The sequence below is a fragment of the Streptomyces sp. NPDC058685 genome (assembly GCF_042714725.1).
Classification (GTDB): Bacteria; Actinomycetota; Actinomycetes; order Streptomycetales; family Streptomycetaceae; genus Streptomyces.
In genome coordinates this window covers 16,985-40,274 of the sequence record NZ_JBHXSL010000026.1, presented here as the reverse complement: position 1 = coordinate 40,274, position 23,290 = coordinate 16,985, and the positions used below count along the sequence as shown (strand labels likewise).

The window sequence follows — 23,290 nt, the reverse complement described above, 5'->3', positions numbered from 1 at the left end:
AGGTTACCCGCGCTCGGCGCCCCGCCGGTCTGGGCATCCGGCCACGATGCTCCCGGGCCCCGTCCGGGACGGGGCCTACCGGACGAGGAAGCCGCGCAGATCGTCCAGCACACGGTCGGCGGCGGTCACACCGAGACCGAGATACCACGTCTCGTCCGGTACATCCTTGGCCCGGCCGGCCTTGACCGCTTCGAGGTTCTTCCACAGCGGGTTCGACCGTGCGGTGTCCCGCTTGGTCGTCTTCGGGTCGCCGTAGACCCCGGTGAAGATCCAGTCGGCGTCGGCGTCATCGATCTTCTCGGGGCTGATCTCGACGGCGAGATCCTCGATCTGCTGGTTCTTCGGCCGCGGCAGGCCGGTGTCCTTCAGGATCGTGCCGATGAAGGACGCCTGGGCGTACAGCCGGATCTTGCCGGGCATGTAGCGGACCATCGAGACGGTCGGCTTGGTCGCGCCGATGTCGGTGCCGAGCAGATCGGCCTTCTTCTCGTACGCGGCGAGCTTCTCCTTCGCGGCGGCCGTCCTGTCCAGCGCCGCGGCGTTGAGGAGGTAGTTCTCCTTCCAGGTGAAGCCCGGGCGGATGGAGAAGACGGTCGGAGCGATCTGCGAGAGCTCCTTGTACTTGTCGGCGGCGCGCAGCTGGCTGCCGAGGATCAGATCGGGCTTGAGGCCCGCGATCGCCTCCAGGTTGAGGCTGTTGATCGTGCCGACGTTCGCGGGCTTGCCCGCCGCCTTCGCGAGGTACGCCGGTATGCCCTCGTCGCCCTCGGTGGGCGCGTAGCCGACGGGCTTGACGCCCAGCGAGGCAACGTTGTCGAGCTCGCCGACGTCGAGGACCACGACGCGCTGGGGAGCCGCCTTGAGCTCGGTCTTTCCGAGGGCGTGGGTGATGGTGCGCGGGAACTGTCCCGGCTTCGCGTCCGTCCCCATCGCGGCGGTCTTCGTCGCGGCGTCGCCGAAGCCCTTGCCGCCCTGGGCGACGGCCTTCTTGCCGTCGGCGTCGGCCTTGCCGGACGGGCTCCCCGCGGTGTCACCGCTTCCGCAGGCGGCGAGGGTGAGCGCGGCGGCGCAGGCGATGGCTGCGGCTGTGCCGCGGCGGCGTAGGGACATGACGTGCTCCAGATCCGGTACTCAGGGATGCCTGACTTTAAGCACGGCCGTTTCCGCGGATGTCATCGGCTCCCCCGGTACGGCTGGAGTACCTGCCGAGCACACTCACCTCGCCCACCTCAGGAGAACCGTTGCATCAACACCCTTATGTGTGAAGACACAGGGCTCGTGTTGTTCGGCAGGACGTACGAAACCTAGCTTCGTGACCGGAGGTGACGTGCCGATGACAGCCTGTGCCATCGAGGCCGCTCCGGAGGACGGTGCGGTGGGGAGTACGGGAATCACGATCGCGGTGGACGGCTCCTACGCGGCCCGGCTGGCCGGCGAGGGAGAGGCCCTGTACCCCGAGCGCTGGACGCTCGACGGTCCCGAGCCCTACGCCGTGCCACTGCCCCTGGACCAGCCCGAGGAACGCGACACGGACGTGCATCCGCTGAGCGACGGGCGTGTGCTCGTCCGGCGGCGGGTGGAGGACCGGCACGCCTTCTCGCTGCTGTACCCGACCGGTCCCGGTACGGGCGAACTGCCGCTCGGCGGTGTCGAGACCGACGAGCTGACCATGCTTCCGCCGTCGCCGGACGGCAGCTGCGCCTACGCCCTCGCGCCCGGTGAGCACTCGACCGCGATCTGGCTGGTGGCGGGCGGCGCCTTCGGCCCGGAGCATGTCGCCGAGGTGCCGGGCCGCTGCACCGGCGGGGTGTGGCTGGACCGTGCGGGACGGATGCTCGCCCTGGACACGCAGCGGTCCGGAGCGCCGGTGAAGGCGGTCGCGGTGGACCTGGAGCGCGGCGGTGAGGTGACACCGCTGCTCCAGATCACGGAGGACAGCAACGACCGGGTGCTGCTGGCGGACCCGGACAGCGGACTGCTGCTGATCCGGTCCGACGCGGCGGGGCACGACCGGCTGGGATGGGGTGTCCTCGGCAGCCTGCGCCCGGTGCGCTTCCCGGAGTGCCTGCGGCTCGCCGACTGCGCGGTGACGCCGTTCGCCGTGCAGCCCGGGCAGGTCCTGATGCCGGAGAGCTGTGCGGTGGGGCTGCGCATCGACGGCGCGGCGGGGAGCTGGCTCGGCGTCTGGCGTCCCGCGGGCCGGCGGCTGCATCAACTGGCCGCGCCGGAAGGGTGGCTGGCGGGCTCGGGAATGTGGAACCGGGAGGGGGTGCTGCAACTCCCGTACACGACCGGAACCGTGGCCTGCGCGCTGGCGCGGATCGACGCTTCGGAGGTCTTCGCGCACGAGGTGGTCACCGAACCGGCACAAGCGGAACACGCAGGTGGGGAACCGTCCGGCGGCTCCGGGACTCCCGTTGTGTGCAAGCCCGTTCCTTTGCAGCAGGCGCCTCTCACCGGCCGTCCGGTCCCTGGATAAACTCTGCGGCCGGTGTGGGTGACACCGCACCGGCCGGACACGTATGTCAGCGATCTCAACGGGGGAATTTCCCACATGTCTGAAGCCCGAACCGACACCAACGACACGCGTCCGCAGGAGGCGGAGGCCGGGGGTGCCGGTAAGCACCGAGGGGGTGCGGCGCGCACGGAGGACTACGCGTCGCCCGCGCACGGCAAGCACCGCCGCCCCGAGCAGGACGGCCGCACCAACTGAACCACCGGGGCCCGCGCCCCTCGTGCCCGCGCGCCGGCGGGGCCGCGTTCCCCGCCGGCGTACGAGCACGGCATCCGGCCGGACACCTTGCCCGGCCGGAACACCTCAGGACAGGTTCTGGCCGGCCCGGCCGCGTTTGAGGCCGAGCACCTCCGACGCCGCGAACGTCTCGTGCGCGCTGCGGTCCGCGTAGAACGGCGTCAGCAGCGCGTCCAGCTCGTCGAAGCTGAAACTCTCCTTCGCGGTGTCGAACTGCGCCGAGACCTTGGGGCGTTCCACGACCGCCACCATCCCGCCGTGCACGACGAGCAGCTGACCGCTGACCCCGGCCGCCGCCGGTGAGGCGAGATAGCCGACCAGCGGTGCCACATGCTCCGGCGCCAGCGGGTCGAGTCCGCCGTCCTGCGGCTCCTCGAAGCCCGCGAAGACGTCCTGGGTCATCCGCGTCCTGGCCCGCGGGCAGATCGCGTTGGCCGTGACCCCGTACTTGGCGAGGGCCAGCGCGGACGAGGTCGTCAGGCCGACGATGCCCCCCTTGGCCGCCGCGTAGTTGGGCTGGCCCGCGGAGCCCGCGAGGAACGCCTCCGACGAGGTGTTGACGATCCGTCCGTAGACCGGCGCACCCGCGGACTTGGAGCGTGTACGCCAGTGGACCGATGCGAAGTGGGTCATGTTGAAGTGACCCTTGAGATGGACGCGGATCACCGAGTCCCATTCGCTCTCGGACATCGAGAAGATCATCCGGTCCCGCAGGATGCCCGCGTTGTTGACCAGGACATCCAGCTTCCCGTAGGTGGCGACGGCCAGGTCGACCAGCTCGCGGGCCCGGTCGAAGTCGGCGATGTCGCCGTGGTGGGCGACGGCCGAACCGCCCGCCGCGCGGATCTCCTCGGCGACCTCCTCCGCGGGCGTCGCCGAGGCCTCCCCGGAGCCGTCCCGGCCCGGGCGTCCGTAGTCGTTGACGACGACGCCCGCGCCGAGGCGGGCCAGTTCGAGCGCCTCCGCGCGGCCGAGCCCGCGGGCCGCCCCGGTGACGATCGCGGACAGGCCGTCGAGTGGCAGAGACATCGGGTTCCTTTCCCGTAGGGGATACCGGCGGTGTCAGATCTCGATACAGGTGCGCAGCGCCTCACCGGTACGCATCTGGGCCAGTGCGTCGTTGATCTCCGCGAGCGGCACCCGGTGGGTGATCAGCCCTTCGAGGTCGATGCGGCCCGCCCGCCACAGCGCGATCGCCCGCTCGTAGGAGGTGAGCACGTCACCGCCGCCGTACATGGAGGGCAGGATGCGCTTCTCGTCGAAGAACAGCTCGAACATGTTGAGCTGGAGGAAGTCGTCCATGGCGCCCGCGCCGACGATGCACAGGGTGCCGCCGCGCCGGGTCGTCTCGTAGGCCGTGCGTGCGGTGGCCGACTTGCCGACGACCTCGAAGACGTAGTCGAAGCCCTCGCCCGCGGTGATCCGCTGCTTGGCGTCGCCGAGTTCGTCGGGCGAGACCGCCTCCGTGGCGCCGAATCTCAGGGCCGCCTCGCGACGGGTGGCGACCGGGTCGACCGCGACGATCTGCGCCGCTCCCTTGAGCCGCGCGCCCTGGATGGCGGAGATGCCGACGCCGCCGCAGCCGATGACGGCGACCGACGAACCGGCCTCCACATCGGCGGTGTTGATCGCCGCGCCGAGTCCGGTGGTCACTCCGCAGCCGATCAGCGCGGCGATGTCGAACGGCACGTCGTCGGGTATCGGCACCGCGCAGGCCGCGTCGACGACGACCTCCTCGGTGAAGGTGCCGGTCCCCGCGAAGCCGAAGACATCGCCACCAGGACGCTTGAAGTTGGGGGTGCCCGCGTTCAGGAAGCCCGCGAGGCACAGTTCGGTCTGCCCGCGCTTGCAGGAGGGACAGATGCCGCAGGCGGGCAGCCAGCACAGCAGCACCCGGTCGCCCTGCTTCAGCCCGCCCACCCCGTCGCCGACGTCGACGATCTCGCCGGCGCCCTCGTGGCCGGGGACGAACGGCGCGGGCTGCGGCAGGACGCCGTTCATCGCGGAGATGTCGGAATGGCAGAGCCCGGTGGCCCGGATCCGGATCCTGACCTTGCCGGGGCCGAAGCCCACCGCCTCGACGTCGTCGAGTACTTCGAGCTTGTCCTGCCCTGTCTCGTGCAGTACGGCTGCGCGCACGGTGCGGCTCCCTCGGTTCGTGTCGTGTCCGGTCAGTCGTGCTCGACGGTGGTGTCGGCCAGTACGGGAGCGTCGTCGCGCTCGACGGCCGTGACCGACACCCGGATGCCTTCGGTGCCCTCGGTGCGGCGCCACATCCTGATGCGCAGGGTCTCGCCGGGGAAGACGATCCCGGCGAAGCGAGTGGTGTACGAGCGGACCCGGGTCACGTCCCCGTCGAGCAGGGTGTCGACGACGGCCTTGAGCGTCATGCCGTACGAGCACAGGCCATGCAGGATGGGGCGGTCGAATCCGGCGCGCGCGGCGAACTCCGGGTCCGCGTGCAGGGGGTTGAGGTCGCCGGACAGACGGTAGAGCAGGGCCTGGTCCTCACGGATCCGCTTCTCGACGGTCTTGTCCGGTTCACGCGCGGGCGGTTCGCTGCGGGACGAGGGGCCTCGGTCCCCGCCGAAGCCGCCTTCGCCGCGTACGAAGATCTGCGAGTCGTTCGTCCACAGCGGGCCGTCGTCGTCGGCCGCATCGGTGCGCAGGACGAGGACCGCCGCCTTGCCCTTGTCGTACACGGCGGCGACCCGTGTCGTGGAGAGGGCCGTCCCGCCGGGCGGAATCGGCCGGTGCAGCCGGACCGTCTGTCCGCCGTGCAGGACGGACGCGAGGTCGATGTCGAGTCCGGGTCCGGTGAGCCCGCCGACGACGCCCTTGCCCGCGCCCGCGACGGTGGCGAAGCTCGGCAGGACGTGCAGCCTCGACTCCAGGGTGTAGCGCAGCTCGGCGGGGTCGGTCGCGGGAACGCCGGCGCCGAGGCCGAGGTGGTAGAGCTGGACGTCCTTGCGGTCCCAGCTGATCTCGGCGCTGCGGGGCTCCGCGGCGACGGCCTTCGCGGGATCGATGGGCATGAGGCTCTGGCTCCTTGAGGAGGGGAAGACCTCGGCACGGCCGTCCGCACCGTCGGCCGCACCGAGGTCGCGTGGGACCGGCCCGGCGCCCCGTTCTAGAACGCGTTCTAGGGCCGGTGGCCCCTATGTATAACGCAGGCCACAGGACATGTGAAGAGTGTGGACAGCAGACCGGGGACGGGAATTGACGGGTAGTCAGAAGTGCGGGCGGGTCGCCGGAGAGGGTGCCGCCCCCGGCCGCCGACCGGCCGGGTCGGGCGGGCTCGGGTCCGGGCCGGGGCTCGGGTCCGTGCTCGGACGGCCTCCCGGGTCCGCCCCGGCACTCGTCCGCGTCCGCCCCCGGCACTCGCCCGCGCCCGCGCCCGGCACTCGCCCGCGCCCGGGACATTTGTCACCGCCGGGTCCGTACACCTGTGTCTGCCGGGAAGCGCGTCCTCTCCGTAGCGTCGTCCTCATGACGAAGACAGCGGACGGCGGGTGCGGCACACGCCACAGGATCGGCCTGCGGAAGCGGCGGCCGTCACAGAGGCGCGGACCGGCGCGGGACGGCATCGGCCCACCGAGCGGATTCACCATGCTGCCCTGGCTGCTGATGGGGATGGGCGCCATCGCCAACCTCGTGCGCGGCGAGACGCCCAATCCGTGGATCGGCGCCATCGGAGTGCTGGTCTTCAACTCGCTGTACATCTCCCTCGTCTTCCGTGCCTTCGACCGACGGCTGCGGGAGACGGCGACGACCCGTCTGCTGCTGCTCGCGCTCGCCGCGGTCACCTTCGCCCTGGCGGGGGGCTACGGCGGCGAGTGGCTGTACTTCTTCCCGCTGCTGGGCCTGGCGACGGGCGCCGTGATGCGCGGTCCCCGGGTCGGTGTGGTGGTCCTCGGCCTGACGGTCGCCGCCGCTCTGGTGGCGGGGCTGCGGGACGGCTGGGGCGCGATCAGCGTCGCGTACGGGACCCTCATCTCCGGGATGGTGACCGCGGCGATCCTGGCCCTGTCCGAGACGGTGCGGGAACTGCGCGACACCCGGCAGGAACTGGCCCGCACCGCCGTCGAGAAGGAACGGCTGCGCTTCTCCCGCGATCTGCACGATCTGCTCGGCCACACCCTGTCGGTGATCGTCGTGAAGTCGGAGGCCGCGAGGCGGCTGGGATCACGGGACATGGACGCGGCGCTGGCACAGATCTCGGACATCGAGTCGGTGGGCCGCCAGGCGCTGACCGAGATCCGCGAGGCGGTGACGGGTTATCGCCGGGGCAGCTTCGGAGCCGAACTGGACCGGGCCCGCTCGGCGCTGAGCGCGGCAGGCGTCGAAGCGGTGGTACGCCAGTCGGGGCCACCGCCGGAACCGGAGACCGCGGCGCTGCTCGGCTGGGTGGTGCGGGAGGCGGTGACCAACGCCGTACGCCACAGCGGCGCGACCAGCTGCGAGATCACCCTCACCGCCGCGGCGGAGCAGGTCGAGCTGACGATCGCCGACGACGGCATCGGGGCTCCTGTCGGCACGCTCCCGGAGACGGAGGGCACCGGGCTCAGAGGGCTCGCCGAACGCCTGGCCGCGGTGGGCGGCACCCTGGAGGCCGGCCCGGCCGGTGCGGGATTCCGCGTCCACGCCCGACTCCCGGTGCAGGACGAGAGCCCTGCCCCCGCGCTCTGAACCGGGCCGCGTCCACGCGCAGGGCCAGGTGCGTCGCACAGGAGGCGTTCGCGCTGGTCGGACATACGATGACGGAGTGGAAGAGATGCCGCGGGACCACCGTCCGTCCAAGTCCGTCCGCGTGCTTCTCGCCGAGGACCAGGGCATGCTGCGGGGCGCTCTCGCGCTGCTGCTTGGCATGGAGCCGGACCTGAACGTGGTGGCCCAGGTCGGCCGCGGCGACGAGATCGTCCGGGCGGCCCTGGAGTGGCGGCCCGATGTGGCGCTGCTGGACATCGAGTTGCCCGGTCGCAGCGGTCTCGACGCGGCGGCCGACCTGCGGGACGAGGTGCCCGACTGCAGGGTGCTGATCCTGACGACGTTCGCGCGGCCCGGGTATCTGCGACGGGCGATGGAGGCCGGCGCGGCGGGCTTCCTCGTCAAGGACGGGCCGGTGGAGGAACTGGCGTCGGCGATCCGCCGGGTGCTGACCGGGGAGACCGTCATCGACCCGGTGCTCGCCGCCGCCGCGCTGAGCGCGGGACCCAATCCGCTCACGGCACGGGAGCAGGACGTGCTCAACGCGTCGGTGGACGGTGCGACGGTCGCCGACATCGCGGGCACCCTGCATCTGTCGGAGTCGACCGTCCGCAACTACCTCTCGTCCGCGATCGGCAAGACGGCCACCCGCAACCGCATGGAGGCGGTGCGGGCCGCGCGCCGGCAGGGCTGGCTGTGAACTCCCCGGCGCACGGGGGCTCCTCGTACGCCGGCAGGCGCCGACGGCCGCACTACGGCTCCACCCGGCGCGGCAGCAGGAGCAGCATCAGCACCGCTCCGGTCACCAGCACGCCCGCTCCCGTACGGAAGGCGAGCGCGTAACCGGCGGCCAGGTCGCTCGGCCCGGTGCCGCCTCCGGTGCGCGCCGCCGCGACCGTGGACAGCACGGCGAGGCCCAGCGCGCCGCCCATCGTGCGCGAGGTGTTGATCAGACCCGAGACCAGACCGGCGTCCGACGGCTCGGCACCCGCGGTGGCCAGGGCGGCGAGCGGGGTCGCCGCGAGGCCGACGCCCGTCATCATCAGGATGCCGGGTCCGAGGATGGAGGTCGCGTAGCTTCCGTCGGCCGTCATCATGGACTGCCAGCCGAAGCCGGTCGCGGCGATCAGCGCACCGATGACGGCGACGTTGGTGGCTCCCGCCCGCGCCATGAAGCGGGGTGCGAGCTTGGAGCCGACGATCACGCTCACCGAGCTGGGGATCAGCGCGAGGCCCGCTTCCAGCGGGGTGTACCCCAGCACGTTCTGCGCGTACACCGTCATGAAGAACCACATGGAGAAGGACGCCGAACCGCAGACCATCATGGTCACGTTGGCGGCCGAGACCGCTCGGGACCGGAACACCTTCAGCGGCATCAGCGGTGCCTTGGTCCGCGCCTCGACGGCGACGAAGAGCCCGAGGAGTGCCAGGCCGCCGAGCAGGGGCAGCAGAGTGGCGGATGCGGTCCAGCCCGATTCCTCCGTCTGCACGATGCCGTACGCCACCGAGGCGAGGCCGCCCGTGACGAGGACCGCGCCCGGCAGGTCGAGGCGGCGGGCCGCGCCGTTCCTGCTCTCGGTCAGCCAGACGGCCGCGCCGAGCAGTACCAGCGCACCGACCGGCACATTGATCAGCAACACCCAGCGCCAGGACAGCAGATCGGTGAGGACTCCCCCGACGAGACCGCCGGCGGCGCCACCCGCGGCTCCGACCGCCGACCAGGTGCCGATCGCCCGGGTGCGGGCGGGGCCCGGTGGCACGGCGGCCGTCACGATGGTCAGGGTCGCCGGGGCGAGCACGGCCGCGCCCAGCCCCTGCACCGCCCGGGCGGCGAGCAACTGCCAGCCCTCCTGGGCGAGTCCGCCCGCGAGGGACGCGGCGGTGAACAGGCCGAGTCCGACGAGGAAGGTGCGCTTGCGGCCGAAGATGTCCGCGGCCCGCCCGCCGAGCAGCATGAACCCGGCGAAGGCGATGGAGTACGCGTTGAGCACCCACTGGAGCCCGGTCGTGGAGAGCCCGAGGTCGGCGCGCATCGAGGGCAGCGCGACGTTGACGACGGACACGTCGAGCACGACGAGGAACTGCCCGGCACACGCGGTGAGCACCACCAGCCAGGTGCGGGCGGTCCGGGCGGGCGCGGGTATGAGGGATTCGGGGGCGTCTGAGCGGGCGTGGACCATGGCCGTCATGGTCTCAGCCGAGGTGCGGTCCGTACATCCGGATAAAGATGTACGCGCCCCGTGCCGGGAGACCTAGGCCCCTGTCGATGTGGCTAGGGCTTGCGCAGCAGGGTGACCACCGCCGCCCCGCCCAGGCCGATGTTGTGGGCGAGCCCCACCCGCGCCCCCTCGACCTGGCGCCGGCCCGCCTCGCCCCGCAGCTGCCACGTCAGCTCGGCGGCCTGCGCGAGACCGGTGGCGCCCAGGGGGTGCCCCTTGGAGATCAGCCCGCCGGACGGATTCACCACCCACCGCCCGCCGTGGGTGGTCGCGCCGCTCTCCACCAGCTTTCCGGACTCGCCGTCCGGGCACATGCCGAGCGCCTCGTAGGTGAGCAGCTCGTTGACGGAGAAGCAGTCGTGCAGTTCGACGACGTCGACGTCCTCGATCCCGAGTCCGGACCGTTCGTAGGCGAGGCGGGCGGCGGCCCGGGACATCGGCTTGCCGACGACGTCGATGCAGGAACCGGAGGCGAAGGACTCCTCGGTGTCGGTGGTCATGGCCTGACCCGCTATCTCCACGGCCCTCGCGTGCAGTCCGTGCCGGACGACGAACCGCTCGGAGACGACCACGGCCGCTGCCGCGCCGTCCGAGGTGGGTGAGCACTGGAGCTTGGTCAGCGGGCGGTGGACGGTGCGCGCGGCGAGGATCTCGTCGGTGGACCAGACGTCCTGGAACTGGGCGTTGGGATTGTCGGCGGAGTGCCGGTGGTTCTTGGCGGCGACGGCGGCGAGCTGCCGCTCGGTGGTGCCGTGGCGCTCCATGTGTTCCCGTGCGGCGTTGCCGAAGATCTGCGCGGTGGGCGGTGTCGCCTCGAAGCCGTGGCCCGCGGCCATGATCCCGTAGTGCCGCGCGACGGGCGAGGACGCGAAGTCCGCGCCGTCCGCCCCGGCCCCGAGCGCGCCACGGGCCATCTTCTCGAAGCCGAGGGCGAGGACGCAGTCGCTGATGCCGCCCTCGACGAACTGCCGCGCCATCATCAGGGCCGTGGAGCCGGTGGCGCAGTTGTTGTTGACGTTGTAGACGGGGACGCCGGTGAGTCCGATCGCGTAGACCGCGCGCTGGGCGGCGGTCGACGCCTGGAAGCAGTGGCCGACGGGGACCTGTTCGACGTCCTCGTAGGCGACCTCGGCATCGGCGAGGGCCTTGGTGCCCGCCTCCTGGGCCATGTCCCAGTACTGCCGGTCGCGGGTGCCGGGCTTCTCGAACTTCGTCATACCGACGCCGACGATGTAGCTCTTCACAGCGTGCTCCTTCAGTCCCGGGGGAGGCCGAGGATGCGCTCGGCGACGACGTTGAGCTGGACCTGTGTGGTGCCGCCGGCGATGGTCAGGCAGCGCGACATCAGCAGTTCGCGCACCGCCGCCTCCCCCGGCCCCTCGCAGACCGAGCCGTCGGGTCCGAGGAGTTCCAGGGCCAGTTCGGCGGTCTTCTGCTGGTGCAGGGTCTGGACGAGTTTGGTTACGGAGGCGCCCGCGCCCGGTTCGAGTCCGGACACCTGGCGCATCGTCGTCCGCAGGGCGAGGCAGCCGAGTGCGTGCGCCTCGGCGGCCAGCGCGCCGAGGCGGCTGCGATACGTGTCGTCGAGGCCGGACGCGCGGGCCAGCAGGGCTTCGAGGCCGGTGCCGAAGGTCAGCTGGTCCGCCATGTGGACGCGTTCGTTGCCGAGGGTGTTGCGCGCGACGCGCCAGCCGTCGTTCACGGCACCGACGACGGCGTCGTCCGGCAGCAACGCGCCGTCGAACCACACCTCGTTGAAGAGGGAGTCGCCGGTGATCTCCTTCAGCGGGCGGATGTCGATGCCGTCGGTGTTCTTCATGTCGACGACGAAATAGGTCAGGCCCCGGTGCTTGGGCGCCGTGGGGTCCGTACGGGCCAGCAGGATGCCGTGGTCGGCCCGCCCGGCGGCACTCGTCCACACCTTCTGGCCGGTGACGCGCCATCCGCCCTCGACCCGCTCGGCCTTCGTCCGCAGCGACGCCAGGTCCGATCCGGCACCGGGTTCGCTGAAGAGCTGGCACCACCGGAGGTCGCCGCGCAGCGTCGGCGGCAGATAACGCTCCTTCTGGGCGTCGGTGCCGTACGCGAGCAGGGAGGGAACCACCCAGGCCGCGACGGACAGTCCGCTGATCACCACGCCCGCGTCGGCCAGTTCCTGCTGCACGGCGAGCTGCTGCACCGGGCCCGCGCCCCGTCCGTACGGCGGGGGCAGATGCGGGGCGGCGAGGCCGGTGGGGGCGAGGGCGCGGCGGACGGCAGACGGGGAGAGCCCACGGACCGCCTCGACGGCCCCGCGTACGTCGTCGCGGTGGGCCCGGGCCTCTGCGGGCAGTTCGAGGCGCAGTGCGCGCCGTACCCCGCCGGCGGCCAGGCGCACGGCCCGCTGCCGGTGGGTGTCGCCCGGCCCGAGCAGCTGGCGCGCCACGAGTGCGCGGCGCAGATACAGATGCGCGTCGTGCTCCCAGGTGAAGCCGATGCCGCCGAGGATCTGGATGCAGTCCTTGGCGCAGGTGTACGCGGCGTCCAGCGCGGTGGCGGCGGCGAGTGCGGCGACCAGCCCGAGCGCCTCGGGCTCGTCCCGTGCGGCACGGGCCGCGTCCCAGGTGAGGGCCCGCGCCTGTTCGAGGCGGACGAGCATGTCGGCACACAGGTGCTTGATCCCCTGGAACTGCCCGATGGGCCGGCCGAACTGTTCGCGCACGGTCGCGTGCTCGACGGCGGTCTCCAGGGCGCGGGAGGCCACTCCGCAGGCCTCGGCCGCGAGGAGCACGGCCGCGAGGTCGCCCACGAGCGGTCCGGGGACGTCCAGGACGCGCTGCCGGGGGACGAGGACGTGGCGCGCCGCCACGTCGGCGGTCGGCCGGGTCGGGTCGGCGCTGTCGTGGGCGCGTACGGCGAGGGTCTGCGTGTCCACCGCCGTCCACACCGTGCCGTGCCCCGACTCCGCGGCGAGCAGCAGGAGATCGGCCTGCGCCCCGGCGAGGACGGGCGGGGCGCAGCCGTCGAGCCGCAGTGCTCCGTCGCCGTCCGGGAGGGCGGTGAGGGTGCCGGCGCCGAGGGCGACGGAGGCGATGCGGCGGCCGTCGGCGAGCGCGCGGACGAGGTCGTGCCGGCCCGCGCGGACGAGCACTTCGGCGGCGAGTGCGTTCATCACGTACGGCCCGGGGAGCAGGGCGCGGCCGGCCTCCTCCAGGACGACGGCCAGGTCGACCAGGGAACCGCCGCCCCCGCCCTGCTCCTCGGGCAGATGCACACCGAGGAGCCCCTGGCCCGCCGCACCGTCCCAGTGCCCGGGCCTGCCGAGTCCGCCGGAGGGCACGTCGAGCAGCTTGCGCACCTCCCCGGGAGGCACGGCGCGCGCCAGCCAGCCGCGCACGGAGGCGGCCAGCTCCCGTTCTTCGTGCGTGATTCCGATGCCCATGAGCGGCAGACTAGAACACGTTTCAATCTGACGGTAGGTCAGATACCGGGGTTCCTGTCGGCCACCTCCCCCGCCGTACGGCACCATGGGCGGACCCGGACACCCGTACGACCTGGAGGAATCCGCCCATGGCCGCCGCTCCCGCGCCGAAGACCCTCGCCGCCTTCGAGGCCGCCACGGGCTTCATGCCCCTGAACGAGGGCCTCGCGCTGTACGCGGCCGCGGCCGAGGCCGCTGCGCTGGCACTGCCCCTCCTGGAGGTGGGCACGTACTGCGGGCGCTCGACGATCCTGCTCGCCGATGCCGCCCGCGAGGCGGGCACGACGGCCGTCACCGTCGATCACCACCGGGGCAGCGAGGAGCAGCAGCCGGGGTGGGAGTATCACGACCCGGAGCTGGTCGACCCCGAGGTGGGGCGGATGGACACGCTGCCCTCCTTCCGCCGCACGCTCTTCCACGCGGGCCTGGAGGAGTACGTCGTCGCCGTCGTCGGCCGCTCGCCCCAGGTGGCCCGTATCTGGAACACCCCGCTCGGCCTCGTCTTCATCGACGGCGGCCACACCGACGAGCACGCCGGGGGCGACTACGACGGCTGGGCGCCCCATGTGGCCGACGGCGGACTGCTGGTGATCCACGATGTGTTCCCGGACCCCGCGGACGGCGGCCAGGCCCCGTACCGCGTGTATCTGCGGGCACTCGCGTCCGGCGCGTTCACCGAGGTCTCGGTGACCGACTCCCTGCGCGTCCTGCGGCGTACCGGACCGGGAAGCTGACCGGCCCGGCCAGTGCCGCGACCGGCAATGTCTGCCGGGAGAGGCACTAGCATCGCGAAGGTGTCGTACGACGAGAACCAGCACACCCCGCACCCGCGCCGCGGCCGCGGCACCCTCACCGTCGTGATCGCCGCTCTGGTGCCGAGCGCCCTGGCGGGCTGGCTGGTCTGGCTGGCGATGAGCGGTCCGGACGACAGCGAACCGCCGAAGGTGCTGCCGCTGCCGAGCGGGCAGACCACCGCGGGCAAGCCGGGGCCGGACGCCTCCGACTCCCCCTCGCCGACGCCGCCGGCCACCTCGGCGCCCGCCCCGGCCCCCTCCGCGCCGCCGAAGGGCGGCGGGGCAGGACCGCTCGCCGGAAAGGTCGTGGTCGTCGACCCCGGACACAATCCCGGCAACTTCAAGCACACGTCCGAGATCAACAAGCTCGTGGACATCGGAACCAATCGCAAGGAATGCGACACAACGGGTACGTCCACCAATGACGGCTACACCGAAGCCGCATTCACACGTGATGTTTCACAACGTCTTCGCACTCTGCTGGAAAAGCAGGGCGCAACGGTCGAATTCACCCACGAAAACGACCGGGCGTTCGGTCCCTGCGTCGACGAGCGGGCCAGGATCGGCAACAAGGCGAAGGCGGACGCGGTCGTCTCCGTCCACGCCGACGGCTCGGCCGCGGGCAACCGCGGCTTCCATGTGATCCTTCCCGCCCTGGTCAGCGCGGGCGGCGCGGACACCACGGCGATCGTCGGCCCGTCCCGTGACCTCGGCGAGCGCATTGCCGGGAAGTTCGTCCGGGCGACCGGAAGCGCACCCTCCAACTACGTCGGCGACGGTACGGCGTTGGACGTGCGCAAGGATCTCGGCGGTCTCAATCTGTCCACCGTGCCCAAAGTGTTCATCGAATGCGGCAATATGCGTGACGCACAGGACGCGGCACTTCTGACAAGCTCCGGCTGGCGCCAGAAGGCGGCGCAGGGAATCGCGGACGGCATCGGCAGCTACCTCACGAGGTAAGTCCCGATACCGGGCAGACGACCGGATCGGCCAGACGATAGATTCATCCCTACGATGGGGAGTCACCCCCGAGCTCCGCGTTGTGCACACCGCCGAACCGGCGGCAGCGACGACCGCCCCGATGAGACGACCGACGAAGGACTTTTCACGTGAACATCCGCTCCCTCACTCGAGGCGACGGCGTGGTGATCGGAGCAGCGGTGTTGCTGTTCATCGCCTCGTTCCTCGACACATTCGACTGCTCGGGCAACAACTGTGACGACGTGCCGACCGCCTGGGACAACGGGACCCTGCTCCTGGGTGTCTACCTGGCCGGCATCATCGCCGCGGCGCTGATCGCTCTCTCGCACGCGCTGCCCCAGCCGCCGAAGGTCATCGGGCTGGACCTCGGCCAGGTCGGCGTCGCGGTGGCGGTCTTCACCGCGTGGACCGCGATCGGCGCGATCTTCGACCCGGCGGGCCCGCTGGACTTCGGCGAGAGCGTGGATGCGGGCGTGGGCCTGATCCTCGGCTTCATCGCCGCTCTCGTGCTCGCGGCAGGCGCCGTGTGCTCGCTGATCGTGCCCGCTTTCCGGGCCCCGCTCATGGGTGCCCCCCGTCCCGCCCCCGCCCCCTACGGCGGCCAGCCGCAGGGTGGTTACGGCTACCCGGGCGCCCAGCAGCAGCCGTACGGCGTGCAGCCCGGTCAGCCCGGTCAGCCCCAGCAGCCCTACGGCGGCCAGCCCCAGCCCGGTCAGCCGCAGGCGGGGCAGCCCCAGCCCGGTCCGGCCGCGCCGCAGAAGTCCGGTGCCGAGTTCACGCCGTTCTGGTTCGCGGTGCCGGTGGCCCGTCCGCTGTACGGCGAGGACGGTTCGCCGACCCCGATCGCGGAACTCGCGCCGGGCACCTGGTACCTCGCGGTCGAGCAGCGCGGTCCCGGCCTGATCGCCCAGACGCAGGACGGCCGCCGCGGCGTGCTCCAGGACACCTCGGGCATCCAGCGCGGCTGATCCGCCCGCCGGTCCGACCGACGGCCCCCCGCCCTTCCCGGGCGGGGGGCCGTCGGCGTATTCTGACGCACCGTCAGACGTTGGACGAGGCTCCGGAGGGTGTCTGGTATGCGACTCGGACTTGCTCTCGGCTACTGGGGCCGCGGCCCCGACCCCGGCCATCTCGAACTCGCCCGTGAGGCCGAGCGCCTGGGCTACGACTCGGTGTGGACGTCCGAGGCATGGGGCTCCGACGCCTTCACCCCGCTCACCTGGATCGCCGCGCACACCTCGCGCATCCGGCTCGGGACGGCGGTGGCGCAGATGGCCGCGCGCACCCCCACCGCGACCGCGATGCACGCGCTCACCCTGGACCATCTCTCCGGCGGGCGGATGATGCTCGGCCTCGGTCTGTCGGGACCGCAGGTCGTCGAGGGGTGGTACGGCCGCCCTTTCCCGAGCAGCCCGCTCACCGCGACCCGCGAGTACATCGACGTCATCCGCCAAGTCCTGCGGCGCGAGGCCCCCGTTGAACTCGACGGGCGCTTCCACGCGCACCCCTACCGCGGCGACGGCGCCACCGGTCTCGGCAAACCGCTGAAGCCCATCACGCATCCGCTGCGCGCCTCGCTGCCCCTGCTGCTCGGGGCCGAGGGGCCGAAGAACATCGCGCAGACCACCCGGATCGCCGACGGCTGGCTGCCGCTGTACTGGTCCCCGCTGCGGACCGACGTGTACAAGGCCTCGCTCACGGATCTGCCCGACGGCTTCGTCATCGCGCCGATGGCGCGCGCCCAGGTCTGCGACGACCTCGCGGAGGGCCTGCTGCCGGTCAAGATGATGCTCGGCTTCTACATCGGCGGCATGGGCCACGCGGCCCGCAACTTCCACGCCGATCTGATGGCGCGCATGGGCTACGAGGGCGAGGCCCGTGAGGTCCAGCGGCTGTTCGCGGAGGGACGGCGCGAGGAGGCGGTGCACGCGGTGCCGGACTCCTTCGCCGACGAGATCTCGCTCGTGGGGCCGCGCGCACGGATCGCGGAACGCCTGGAGGCGTGGCGGTCCGGACCGGTCACCGATCTGCTCGTGACCGCCCCGGATCCGCACACCATGCGCGTTCTCGCCGAACTCGCCCTGTAGCAAGGGCTTCTGCCGTCCTGCGGGGACCTGCTGCGCCACGTGTTCGAGAAACGGTGGGTTTCACACGGGCACAAGCGGCAATCCGAGGGCTATGAGTCCTCGTCATCGCACTGGAAGCAACCAGGCCGGGACGGTCATAGCGATCGTCGCGGATGTCATGGCCTTCATCCTGGGCCTGTGGATCCTGATGTACCTGCTGGACGCCAACCGCGCCAACGACCTGGTCAACTTCGTCCAGGACGCGGCCCACTGGCTCGCCGGCTGGTCCTACGACCTGTTCACCTTCGACGAGGCGTGGGCACGCGTCGTCGCCGGATACGGCCTCGCAGCCGTGGTCTACCTCTTTGTCGGCCATGCCGTGGCCGGCAGGCTGCGCCGCCACTAGTACCACCAGCACACCGTACGGACAGGGCCCGCTCAACAGGCCCTACGCCGTGCAGCAGTCGGGAGCCAGCCCCCGCGGCAGGCGCTCTCCTCCGAAGACAGCGGTGGTCGCCTCGTCCCCCCCGAGCGCGGCCACCGCGAGGAGCAGGGAGCCCGCCGTCCAGGTGGTGAGCTCCTCCGGCCACACGGCCGGGCTCCCCTCGAAGACGTACCCCGTCCAGTACATACCGCCCTCGGCCCGCAGATGGCCTACGGCCTGAAGGATCTCCAGCGCACGGTCGGACTCGCCCATGACCCACAGGGCCAGGGCGAGTTCGCAGCTCTCGCCGCCGGTCACCCACGGGTTCGGCAGCACACAGCGCACCCCGAGCCCCGGCACGACGAAGTCGTCCCAGTGCTTCTCGATGCGCTCCGACGCCTCCACTCCGGTCAGCGCGCCGCCGAGCACCGGGTAGTACCAGTCCATCGAGTAGCGGCTCTTGTCGAGGAAGCGCTCGGGGTGACAGCGGATGGCGTGTGCCAGAGCGCCCGCCGCCAGCTCCCAGTCGGGCTGCGGCTCCTCGCGCTCCTCGGCGATCGCCAGGGCGCAGCGCAGTGCGTGGTGCACGGACGAACTGCCGGTCAGCAGTGCGTCGTTGACCGCCGCGCCGCCGTCCTCGGCGGCCTCGCGCTTCCAGCCGATCTGCCCGCCGGGCTGCTGGAGCCGCAGGACGAACTCGATCGCCGCCTGGACGCACGGCCACATCCGGTCGAGGAACGCCTCGTCGCCGGTCGCCAGGAAGTGGTGCCAGACACCGACGGCGACATAGGCGACGAAGTTGGTCTCCCGGCCGCGGTCGGTCGCCAGGGTGGCGTCCCCGTCGTGGTACGCCGCGTACCAGGAGCCGTCCTCGTTCTGGTGCCGCAGCAGCCAGTCGTAGGCGAGGGACGCGGCCTCGTGCTCGCCCGCCGCGTCCAGCGCCATCGCGGCCTCGGTGTGGTCCCACGGGTCCAGGTGGTGCCCGCGGAACCAGGGAATCGCCCCGTCCTCGCGCTGGACGGCGACGATCCCGGCAACGGTCTCGGCGGCCTGTTCGGCGGTGAGCACCCCGGGCAGGACCAGGTGTTCGGTACGGCCGTGGCTGCGCCTGGGCACAGTCACGCCCCGACCTCCGGGTGGTGCGGCTTGGTCGCGTAGGCCACGAAACTCTTGCCGATCAGCGGGTTCAGCGCCTGTTCGGCGAGCCGGGTGGCCAGCGGCTTCTTCATGATGTCCCAGACGAGCAACTGGTGGTACGCCTTGACCGGCAGGGCCTTGTCGTTGTCGACGCCGAACGCGCACTTGAGCCACCAGTAGGGGCTGTGCAGGGCGTGGGCGTGGTGGGTGCCGTACGGCTCCAGACCGGCCTCTTTGATCCTGTCGAGCAGTTCGTCGGCCCGGTAGATGCGGATGTGCCCGCCCTCGACCTCGTGGTAGGCGTCGCTGAGGGCCCAGCAGATCTTCTCGGGGCCGTAGCGCGGCACCGTGATCGCGATGCGTCCGCCGGGCCTGAGCACCCGCACCATCTCCGCGAGCACGCCCTTGTCGTCGGGGATGTGCTCCATCACCTCGGAGATGATCACGACGTCGAACGACTCGTCGGGGAAGGGGAGGTTGAGTGCGTCGCCCTCCATGGCGGTGGCCGTCGCGCCCTGAGGGGCCTCGCCGGCCTCCTTCATGGCGGCGAACCACTTGGCGACCTCGCGGATCTCCTCGCCGTTCTGGTCGAGCGCCACGACCTGCGCGCCACGCCGGTAGCACTCGAACGCATGCCGGCCGGCACCGCATCCGAGGTCCAGGACCCGGTCGCCCGCGGCGAGCGGGAAGCGGGAGAAGTCGACGGTCAGCATGAGTGGTTGCTCCCCACCACTGGGGCCGCGGGGCGGCCTGGTTCCTTGGCCGTGGAACGGCCCATGGCGATGGCCTCGCGGTAGCGCTCGGCCGTGCCCTGTGCCGCTCTGGCCCAGGTGAAACGGGACAGCACCCGCTCGCGGCCGCCGGCACCGAGACGCGCTCTCAGCTCGGGGTCGCCGAGCAGTCTGCCCAGCGCCGCCGCCAGCGCGCCCGCGTCTGCGGGCGGCACCGCGAGACAGCTCTCGCCGTCGGGGCCCGCGACCTCGGGGATCGCGCCGCCCGTGGTGGCGACCAGCGGCGTTCCGGTGGCCATCGCCTCGGCCGCGGGCAGTGAGAAGCCCTCGTACAGCGACGGCACACAGGCGACCTGCGCGCTGCGCACGAGGTCGACGAGTTCGGCGTCCGTGATGCCCTTGACGAACTCCACGGCGTCCTGGAGGCCGTAGCGCTCGATCAGCTGGGCGACCGGCCCGTCCTCGGCGCGCTTGCCGACGACGACGAGATGGGCCGCGGGGTGCTCGGTGCGCAGCTTCGCCAGCGCCTCCACCAGGTGGACGAGGCCCTTGAGGGGCACGTCGGCGCTGGAGGTGGTCACGATGCGCCCGGGCACCTCGGCGACGGCGGGATTCGGCGAGAAAAGGTCGGTGTCGGCGCCGATGTGGACGACCTCGATGCGGTCACGTCGCACGCCGAGGTGCTCGATGATCTCCTGCTGCGAGGTGCCGGACACGGTGAGGACGGACGGCAGCCGGCGAGCGACGCGCTTCTGCATACGGGTGAAGCCGTACCAGCGGCGTACGGAGAGGCGGCGACGGCGGCCGTCCGCGGCGTCCAGCTCCAGCTGCCGGTCCACCGTGATCGGGTGGTGGATGGTGGTGACGAGCGGTGCGCCGAGGTCGCCCAGCAGTCCGTAACCGAGCGTCTGGTTGTCGTGCACGACGTCGAACTCACCCCGGCGCGCGAGCAGATGGCGGCGGGCGCGCAGCGAGAAGGTGAGCGGTTCGGGGAAGCCGCCGGTCCACATGGTCGCGACCTCGACGGCGTCGACCCAGTCGCGGTACTCGCCGCGGCGGGGCGTGCGGAACGGGTCCGGGCTGCGGTACAGGTCGAGGCTCGGGAGCTCGGTGAGCGGCACGCCCTCGTCGAGCACGGGGTAGGGCTGGGCGCCGATCACCTCGACGCTGTGCCCGAGGCGGGCGAGCTCGCGCGAGAGGTGGCGCACATAGACACCCTGGCCGCCGCAGAAGGGGTTGCCCTTGTAGGTGAGGAGCGCGATGCGCAGCGGTGCGTCACCGCCGCCGGACGGCCCCGGACGAGGGCCGACCTCGATGGCCTCAGCGGTCACTCACGGCCCCCTTCTCATGCGTTTTCGCCGGAGCGTAACCGCTCGCGCTAATCTAGAACAAGTTTCAGACTTGATCGTTCGAGGAGCTTCGAATCTACCGGCTGGTAGCACCGCCGTAAGAGCCGGATCAGGTGATTCGCGCCACGACGGGACCGCTGCCATGCTGTGCGATCCGAAGTCGCGCGTGGAACGGGACCCATGACAGCCGAAGCCAAGCCGGCGGGGCCGGCGTCGCCGCCCCTGACGGAGCGCCAGGAGGCGCGCCGCCGTCGCATCCTGCACGCCAGCGCCCAGCTCGCCAGCCGGGGCGGCTTCGACGCGGTGCAGATGCGCGAGGTCGCCGAGGCCGCCGGGGTGGCCCTCGGCACGCTGTACCGCTACTTCCCCTCCAAGATCCATCTGCTGGTCGCCACGATGCAGGACCAGCTCCAGCACATGCACACGACGCTGCGCAAACGCCCCCCGGCCGGGGAGAACGCCGCCGACCGGGTCGCGGAGACCCTGATGCGGGCCTTCCGCGCCCTCCAGCGCGAGCCGCACCTCGCGGACGCGATGGTGCGGGCGCTGACCTTCGCGGACCGCAGCGTCAGCCCCGAGGTCGACACGGTCTCGCGCCAGACGACGGCGATCATCCTGGACGCGATGGGCCTGGAGAACCCGACCCCGGAACAGCTCTCCGCGGTCCGGGTGATCGAGCACACCTGGCACTCGGCACTGATCACCTGGCTCTCGGGCCGGGCCTCGATCGCCCAGGTCAAGATCGACATCGAGACGGTGTGCAGACTGATCGACCTGACGGATCCACGGCGCGGTCACTGATCACCCGTACCGGCCTCGAACCGCGGCCGGGCCGGCTACTCCTCCGGGGGGAAGACCGGCTCCCCGCTGTCCAGCAGCGTGATCGCGATCGCCTCGACCGGGCAGCACTCCGCGGCCGCCAGGATCCGCTCGTTCGCGTCGGTGTCCGTGTCGCGGGCGTGCGACTGGCGCGCCGAGTCGAGGCGGAAGCCCTCCGGGGCGTTGCCGACGCACAGGCCCGAGCCGATGCAGACGCTCCGGTCGACCTCGACGTGCCAGCGGTCCCCCATCAGACGCCCCCGTGCCCGGCCGGCAGGTGGATCATCTTGTGCTCCAGGTACTCGCTGAGCCCCTCGGGGCCGAACTCCCGGCCCACACCGGAGTCCTTGTAGCCGCCGAAGGGGCCGAGCATGTCGAGGCTGAAGGTGTTGACGTTGTACGTGCCCGTCCGGACCCGGCGGGCGAAGTCGATGCCCCGTGCGACGTCGGAGGTCCACACGCTGCCGCTCAGCCCGTAGTCGGAGTCGTTGGCGATCTTCGCGGCCTCCGTCTCGTCGCCGTACGGCAGCAGGCAGATGACCGGGCCGAAGATCTCCTCGCGGGCGATCCGCATGGAGTTGTCGACGCCGCCGAACAGCGTCGGCTCCACGTACCAGCCCCTCTCCAGCGCCGCCGGGCGGCCGCCGCCGGTGAGGATCTTGGCACCTTCCTCCTGCCCGATCCGGATGTAGTCGAGGGAGCGCTGCTGCTGGCGCCGGGCCACGAGCGGGCCGACCTGGGTGGCCGGGTCGAGCGGGTCGCCGACCACCAGGGCGGCGGCCGCGGCCGTGAGCGCCTCGGCGATCTCGTCGTAGCGGCTGCGCGGCGCGAGGATGCGGGTCTGGGCCACACAGGCCTGGCCGTTGTTCATCCACGCGGCCGGGACGATCCCGGCGATCGTGGTGTCGAGGTCGGCGTCGGGGAGGATCACGGCCGCCGACTTGCCGCCGAGCTCCAGGGTGACGCGGGTGAGATGACGTGCCGCGACCTCCATGACGCGCTTGCCGGCCGCCACGGAACCGGTGAACGAGACCTTGTCGATGCCGGGGTGCCCGACGAGGTACTCGCTGACCTCGCGGTCGGCGGGCAGGATCGACAGCACGCCCTCCGGCAGACCCGCCTCCTGGGCCATCTCGGCGAGGATGTAGGAGTCGAGCGGCGACTCGGGCGAGGGCTTGAGCACGACGGTGCATCCGGCAAGCAGCGCCGGGCCCAGCTTGGCGGCGGCGGTGAACTGCGGGACGTTCCACGGCACGACGGCCGCCACCACGCCGACGGGCTCGCGCGTCACGAGGATCGGCCCGAGCGCTCCGGCCCGCGTCTCCTCGTAGACGAAGTCCCGCGCGACGGCGATCGCCGAGTCCCAGACCATCATGGCGCCGAGCGCCTGGGCGAGGACGCTCCAGGAGTACGGGGAGCCGTTCTGCGAGCTGATGGAGCGCGCGATCTCCTCGTGCCGTACGGCGATCGCGTCCTTGATGCGGCTCACGACGGCGATGCGCTCCTCCAGCGTCGCGCGCGGCCAGGGGCCCTCGTCGAAGGCCCTGCGCGCGGCGGCCACGGCGCGGTCGACGTCGGCGCGCGACGCGTGCGGGACCCGGCCGATGACCTGCTCGGTGTGGGGTGAGACGACCTCGATGGTCCCGCCGCCGGCGGGATCGGCCAACTCGCCGCCGATGAACAGCTTTCCGTGTTCCACGAGCTCGGTCATGGCTGCTGCCTCCTGCACCCGGGCTGTTTCTGACACTGTTTCAGAACTGATATCAGTTCTAGTTATGGGGAGCAATGGCGGTGACGAAGAAGCCCGCCGGTGGCAGCGCACCCCCGATCCCGGGGAAGGCGTGCCCTCAA

The 23,290-nt window shown here is 71.7% G+C and carries 22 protein-coding genes; 10 read left to right on the top strand and 12 right to left on the bottom strand.

All coding sequences use genetic code 11. The features are described from left to right. Positions 1-75 precede the first annotated feature (75 nt). Positions 76-1,110 carry an ABC transporter substrate-binding protein gene (locus tag ACFWU3_RS21265; RefSeq protein WP_384439658.1) on the bottom strand — a complete coding sequence of 345 codons (1,035 nt, stop codon included), beginning with the start codon at positions 1,108-1,110 and terminating at the stop codon, positions 76-78. Positions 1,111-1,333: 223 nt separating this feature from the next. Between ACFWU3_RS21265 and ACFWU3_RS21260 the strand changes: the two genes are divergently transcribed. Continuing rightward, positions 1,334-2,479, top strand: a complete 1,146-nt coding sequence (locus tag ACFWU3_RS21260; RefSeq protein ID WP_384439655.1) for a hypothetical protein — start codon at positions 1,334-1,336, stop codon at positions 2,477-2,479. 75 nt (positions 2,480-2,554) lie between these two features. Next, the gene (locus tag ACFWU3_RS21255) at positions 2,555-2,713 is read left to right on the top strand and encodes a hypothetical protein (protein WP_384439652.1); all 159 of its coding nucleotides are present in this window, start codon (positions 2,555-2,557) and stop codon (positions 2,711-2,713) included. Positions 2,714-2,818: 105 nt separating this feature from the next. Here ACFWU3_RS21255 and ACFWU3_RS21250 read toward each other — a convergent pair whose 3' ends face one another. The 3 genes from ACFWU3_RS21250 to ACFWU3_RS21240 are packed head-to-tail and all read right to left on the bottom strand — an operon-like array spanning position 2,819 to position 5,787. Continuing rightward, complete coding sequence (locus ACFWU3_RS21250; protein WP_384439649.1) at positions 2,819-3,781, bottom strand: 3-oxoacyl-ACP reductase; 963 nt, start codon at positions 3,779-3,781, stop codon at positions 2,819-2,821. Between the two features lie 33 nt (positions 3,782-3,814). Next, positions 3,815-4,891: a Zn-dependent alcohol dehydrogenase gene (locus ACFWU3_RS21245; RefSeq protein WP_384439646.1), complete on the bottom strand. Its 1,077-nt coding sequence runs from the start codon at positions 4,889-4,891 to the stop codon at positions 3,815-3,817. 32 nt (positions 4,892-4,923) lie between these two features. Then, positions 4,924-5,787, bottom strand: coding sequence for a MaoC/PaaZ C-terminal domain-containing protein (locus tag ACFWU3_RS21240; RefSeq protein ID WP_384439643.1), 864 nt, complete (start codon positions 5,785-5,787; stop codon positions 4,924-4,926). 454 nt (positions 5,788-6,241) lie between these two features. Here ACFWU3_RS21240 and ACFWU3_RS21235 point away from each other — a divergent pair, with 454 nt between their 5' ends. Both ACFWU3_RS21235 and ACFWU3_RS21230 read left to right on the top strand, forming a co-directional pair. After that, positions 6,242-7,441 (top strand): sensor histidine kinase, encoded by a 1,200-nt coding sequence (locus ACFWU3_RS21235; protein ID WP_384439640.1) that lies wholly within the window; start codon positions 6,242-6,244, stop codon positions 7,439-7,441. An 85-nt stretch (positions 7,442-7,526) separates the two neighbouring features. Further along, on the top strand, positions 7,527-8,159 hold the full coding sequence (locus ACFWU3_RS21230; protein WP_384439808.1) for a response regulator: 633 nt from the start codon (positions 7,527-7,529) through the stop codon (positions 8,157-8,159). A 52-nt stretch (positions 8,160-8,211) separates the two neighbouring features. On the opposite strand, the gene ACFWU3_RS21225 is transcribed toward ACFWU3_RS21230, so the two are convergent. The 3 genes from ACFWU3_RS21225 to ACFWU3_RS21215 form a co-directional block, all read right to left on the bottom strand. Then, positions 8,212-9,648, bottom strand: a complete 1,437-nt coding sequence (locus tag ACFWU3_RS21225; RefSeq protein WP_384439637.1) for an MFS transporter — start codon at positions 9,646-9,648, stop codon at positions 8,212-8,214. 83 nt (positions 9,649-9,731) lie between these two features. Next, positions 9,732-10,922 (bottom strand): lipid-transfer protein, encoded by a 1,191-nt coding sequence (locus ACFWU3_RS21220; RefSeq protein ID WP_384439634.1) that lies wholly within the window; start codon positions 10,920-10,922, stop codon positions 9,732-9,734. Positions 10,923-10,933: 11 nt separating this feature from the next. Further along, complete coding sequence (locus ACFWU3_RS21215) at positions 10,934-13,099, bottom strand: acyl-CoA dehydrogenase (protein WP_384439631.1); 2,166 nt, start codon at positions 13,097-13,099, stop codon at positions 10,934-10,936. Positions 13,100-13,227: 128 nt separating this feature from the next. On the opposite strand from ACFWU3_RS21215, the gene ACFWU3_RS21210 reads away from it, so the two are divergent. The 5 genes from ACFWU3_RS21210 to ACFWU3_RS21190 all read left to right on the top strand — a co-directional run bounded on the left by ACFWU3_RS21210 (position 13,228) and on the right by ACFWU3_RS21190 (position 17,385). Further along, positions 13,228-13,872 carry a class I SAM-dependent methyltransferase gene (locus ACFWU3_RS21210; RefSeq protein WP_384439628.1) on the top strand — a complete coding sequence of 215 codons (645 nt, stop codon included), beginning with the start codon at positions 13,228-13,230 and terminating at the stop codon, positions 13,870-13,872. A 60-nt stretch (positions 13,873-13,932) separates the two neighbouring features. Next, positions 13,933-14,892, top strand: coding sequence for an N-acetylmuramoyl-L-alanine amidase (locus tag ACFWU3_RS21205; protein WP_384439625.1), 960 nt, complete (start codon positions 13,933-13,935; stop codon positions 14,890-14,892). 149 nt (positions 14,893-15,041) lie between these two features. Further along, the gene (locus ACFWU3_RS21200) at positions 15,042-15,881 is read left to right on the top strand and encodes a hypothetical protein (protein WP_384439622.1); all 840 of its coding nucleotides are present in this window, start codon (positions 15,042-15,044) and stop codon (positions 15,879-15,881) included. Positions 15,882-15,989: 108 nt separating this feature from the next. After that, positions 15,990-17,000 carry an LLM class F420-dependent oxidoreductase gene (locus ACFWU3_RS21195; RefSeq protein WP_384439619.1) on the top strand — a complete coding sequence of 337 codons (1,011 nt, stop codon included), beginning with the start codon at positions 15,990-15,992 and terminating at the stop codon, positions 16,998-17,000. Between the two features lie 91 nt (positions 17,001-17,091). Beyond that, positions 17,092-17,385, top strand: coding sequence for a hypothetical protein (locus ACFWU3_RS21190; RefSeq protein WP_384439616.1), 294 nt, complete (start codon positions 17,092-17,094; stop codon positions 17,383-17,385). 42 nt (positions 17,386-17,427) lie between these two features. Here ACFWU3_RS21190 and ACFWU3_RS21185 read toward each other — a convergent pair whose 3' ends face one another. From ACFWU3_RS21185 to ACFWU3_RS21175, 3 genes are read right to left on the bottom strand one after another with little or no spacing between them, the layout of a single operon-like run. Further along, complete coding sequence (locus ACFWU3_RS21185) at positions 17,428-18,525, bottom strand: prenyltransferase/squalene oxidase repeat-containing protein (RefSeq protein WP_384439613.1); 1,098 nt, start codon at positions 18,523-18,525, stop codon at positions 17,428-17,430. Beyond that, positions 18,522-19,253 (bottom strand): methyltransferase domain-containing protein, encoded by a 732-nt coding sequence (locus tag ACFWU3_RS21180; protein WP_384439610.1) that lies wholly within the window; start codon positions 19,251-19,253, stop codon positions 18,522-18,524. Before ACFWU3_RS21180 ends, ACFWU3_RS21185 begins: the two co-directional genes overlap by 4 nt. Further along, on the bottom strand, positions 19,247-20,602 hold the full coding sequence (locus ACFWU3_RS21175; RefSeq protein ID WP_384439607.1) for a glycosyltransferase family 4 protein: 1,356 nt from the start codon (positions 20,600-20,602) through the stop codon (positions 19,247-19,249). Before ACFWU3_RS21175 ends, ACFWU3_RS21180 begins: the two co-directional genes overlap by 7 nt. A 198-nt stretch (positions 20,603-20,800) precedes the next feature. On the opposite strand from ACFWU3_RS21175, the gene ACFWU3_RS21170 reads away from it, so the two are divergent. Then, positions 20,801-21,421, top strand: a complete 621-nt coding sequence (locus tag ACFWU3_RS21170; protein WP_313946617.1) for a TetR family transcriptional regulator — start codon at positions 20,801-20,803, stop codon at positions 21,419-21,421. Between the two features lie 35 nt (positions 21,422-21,456). Here ACFWU3_RS21170 and ACFWU3_RS21165 read toward each other — a convergent pair whose 3' ends face one another. Both ACFWU3_RS21165 and ACFWU3_RS21160 read right to left on the bottom strand, forming a co-directional pair. Next, positions 21,457-21,690, bottom strand: coding sequence for a ferredoxin (locus ACFWU3_RS21165; RefSeq protein WP_384439604.1), 234 nt, complete (start codon positions 21,688-21,690; stop codon positions 21,457-21,459). Then, positions 21,690-23,150 carry an aldehyde dehydrogenase gene (locus ACFWU3_RS21160; protein WP_384439601.1) on the bottom strand — a complete coding sequence of 487 codons (1,461 nt, stop codon included), beginning with the start codon at positions 23,148-23,150 and terminating at the stop codon, positions 21,690-21,692. Before ACFWU3_RS21160 ends, ACFWU3_RS21165 begins: the two co-directional genes overlap by 1 nt. Positions 23,151-23,290 lie beyond the last annotated feature (140 nt).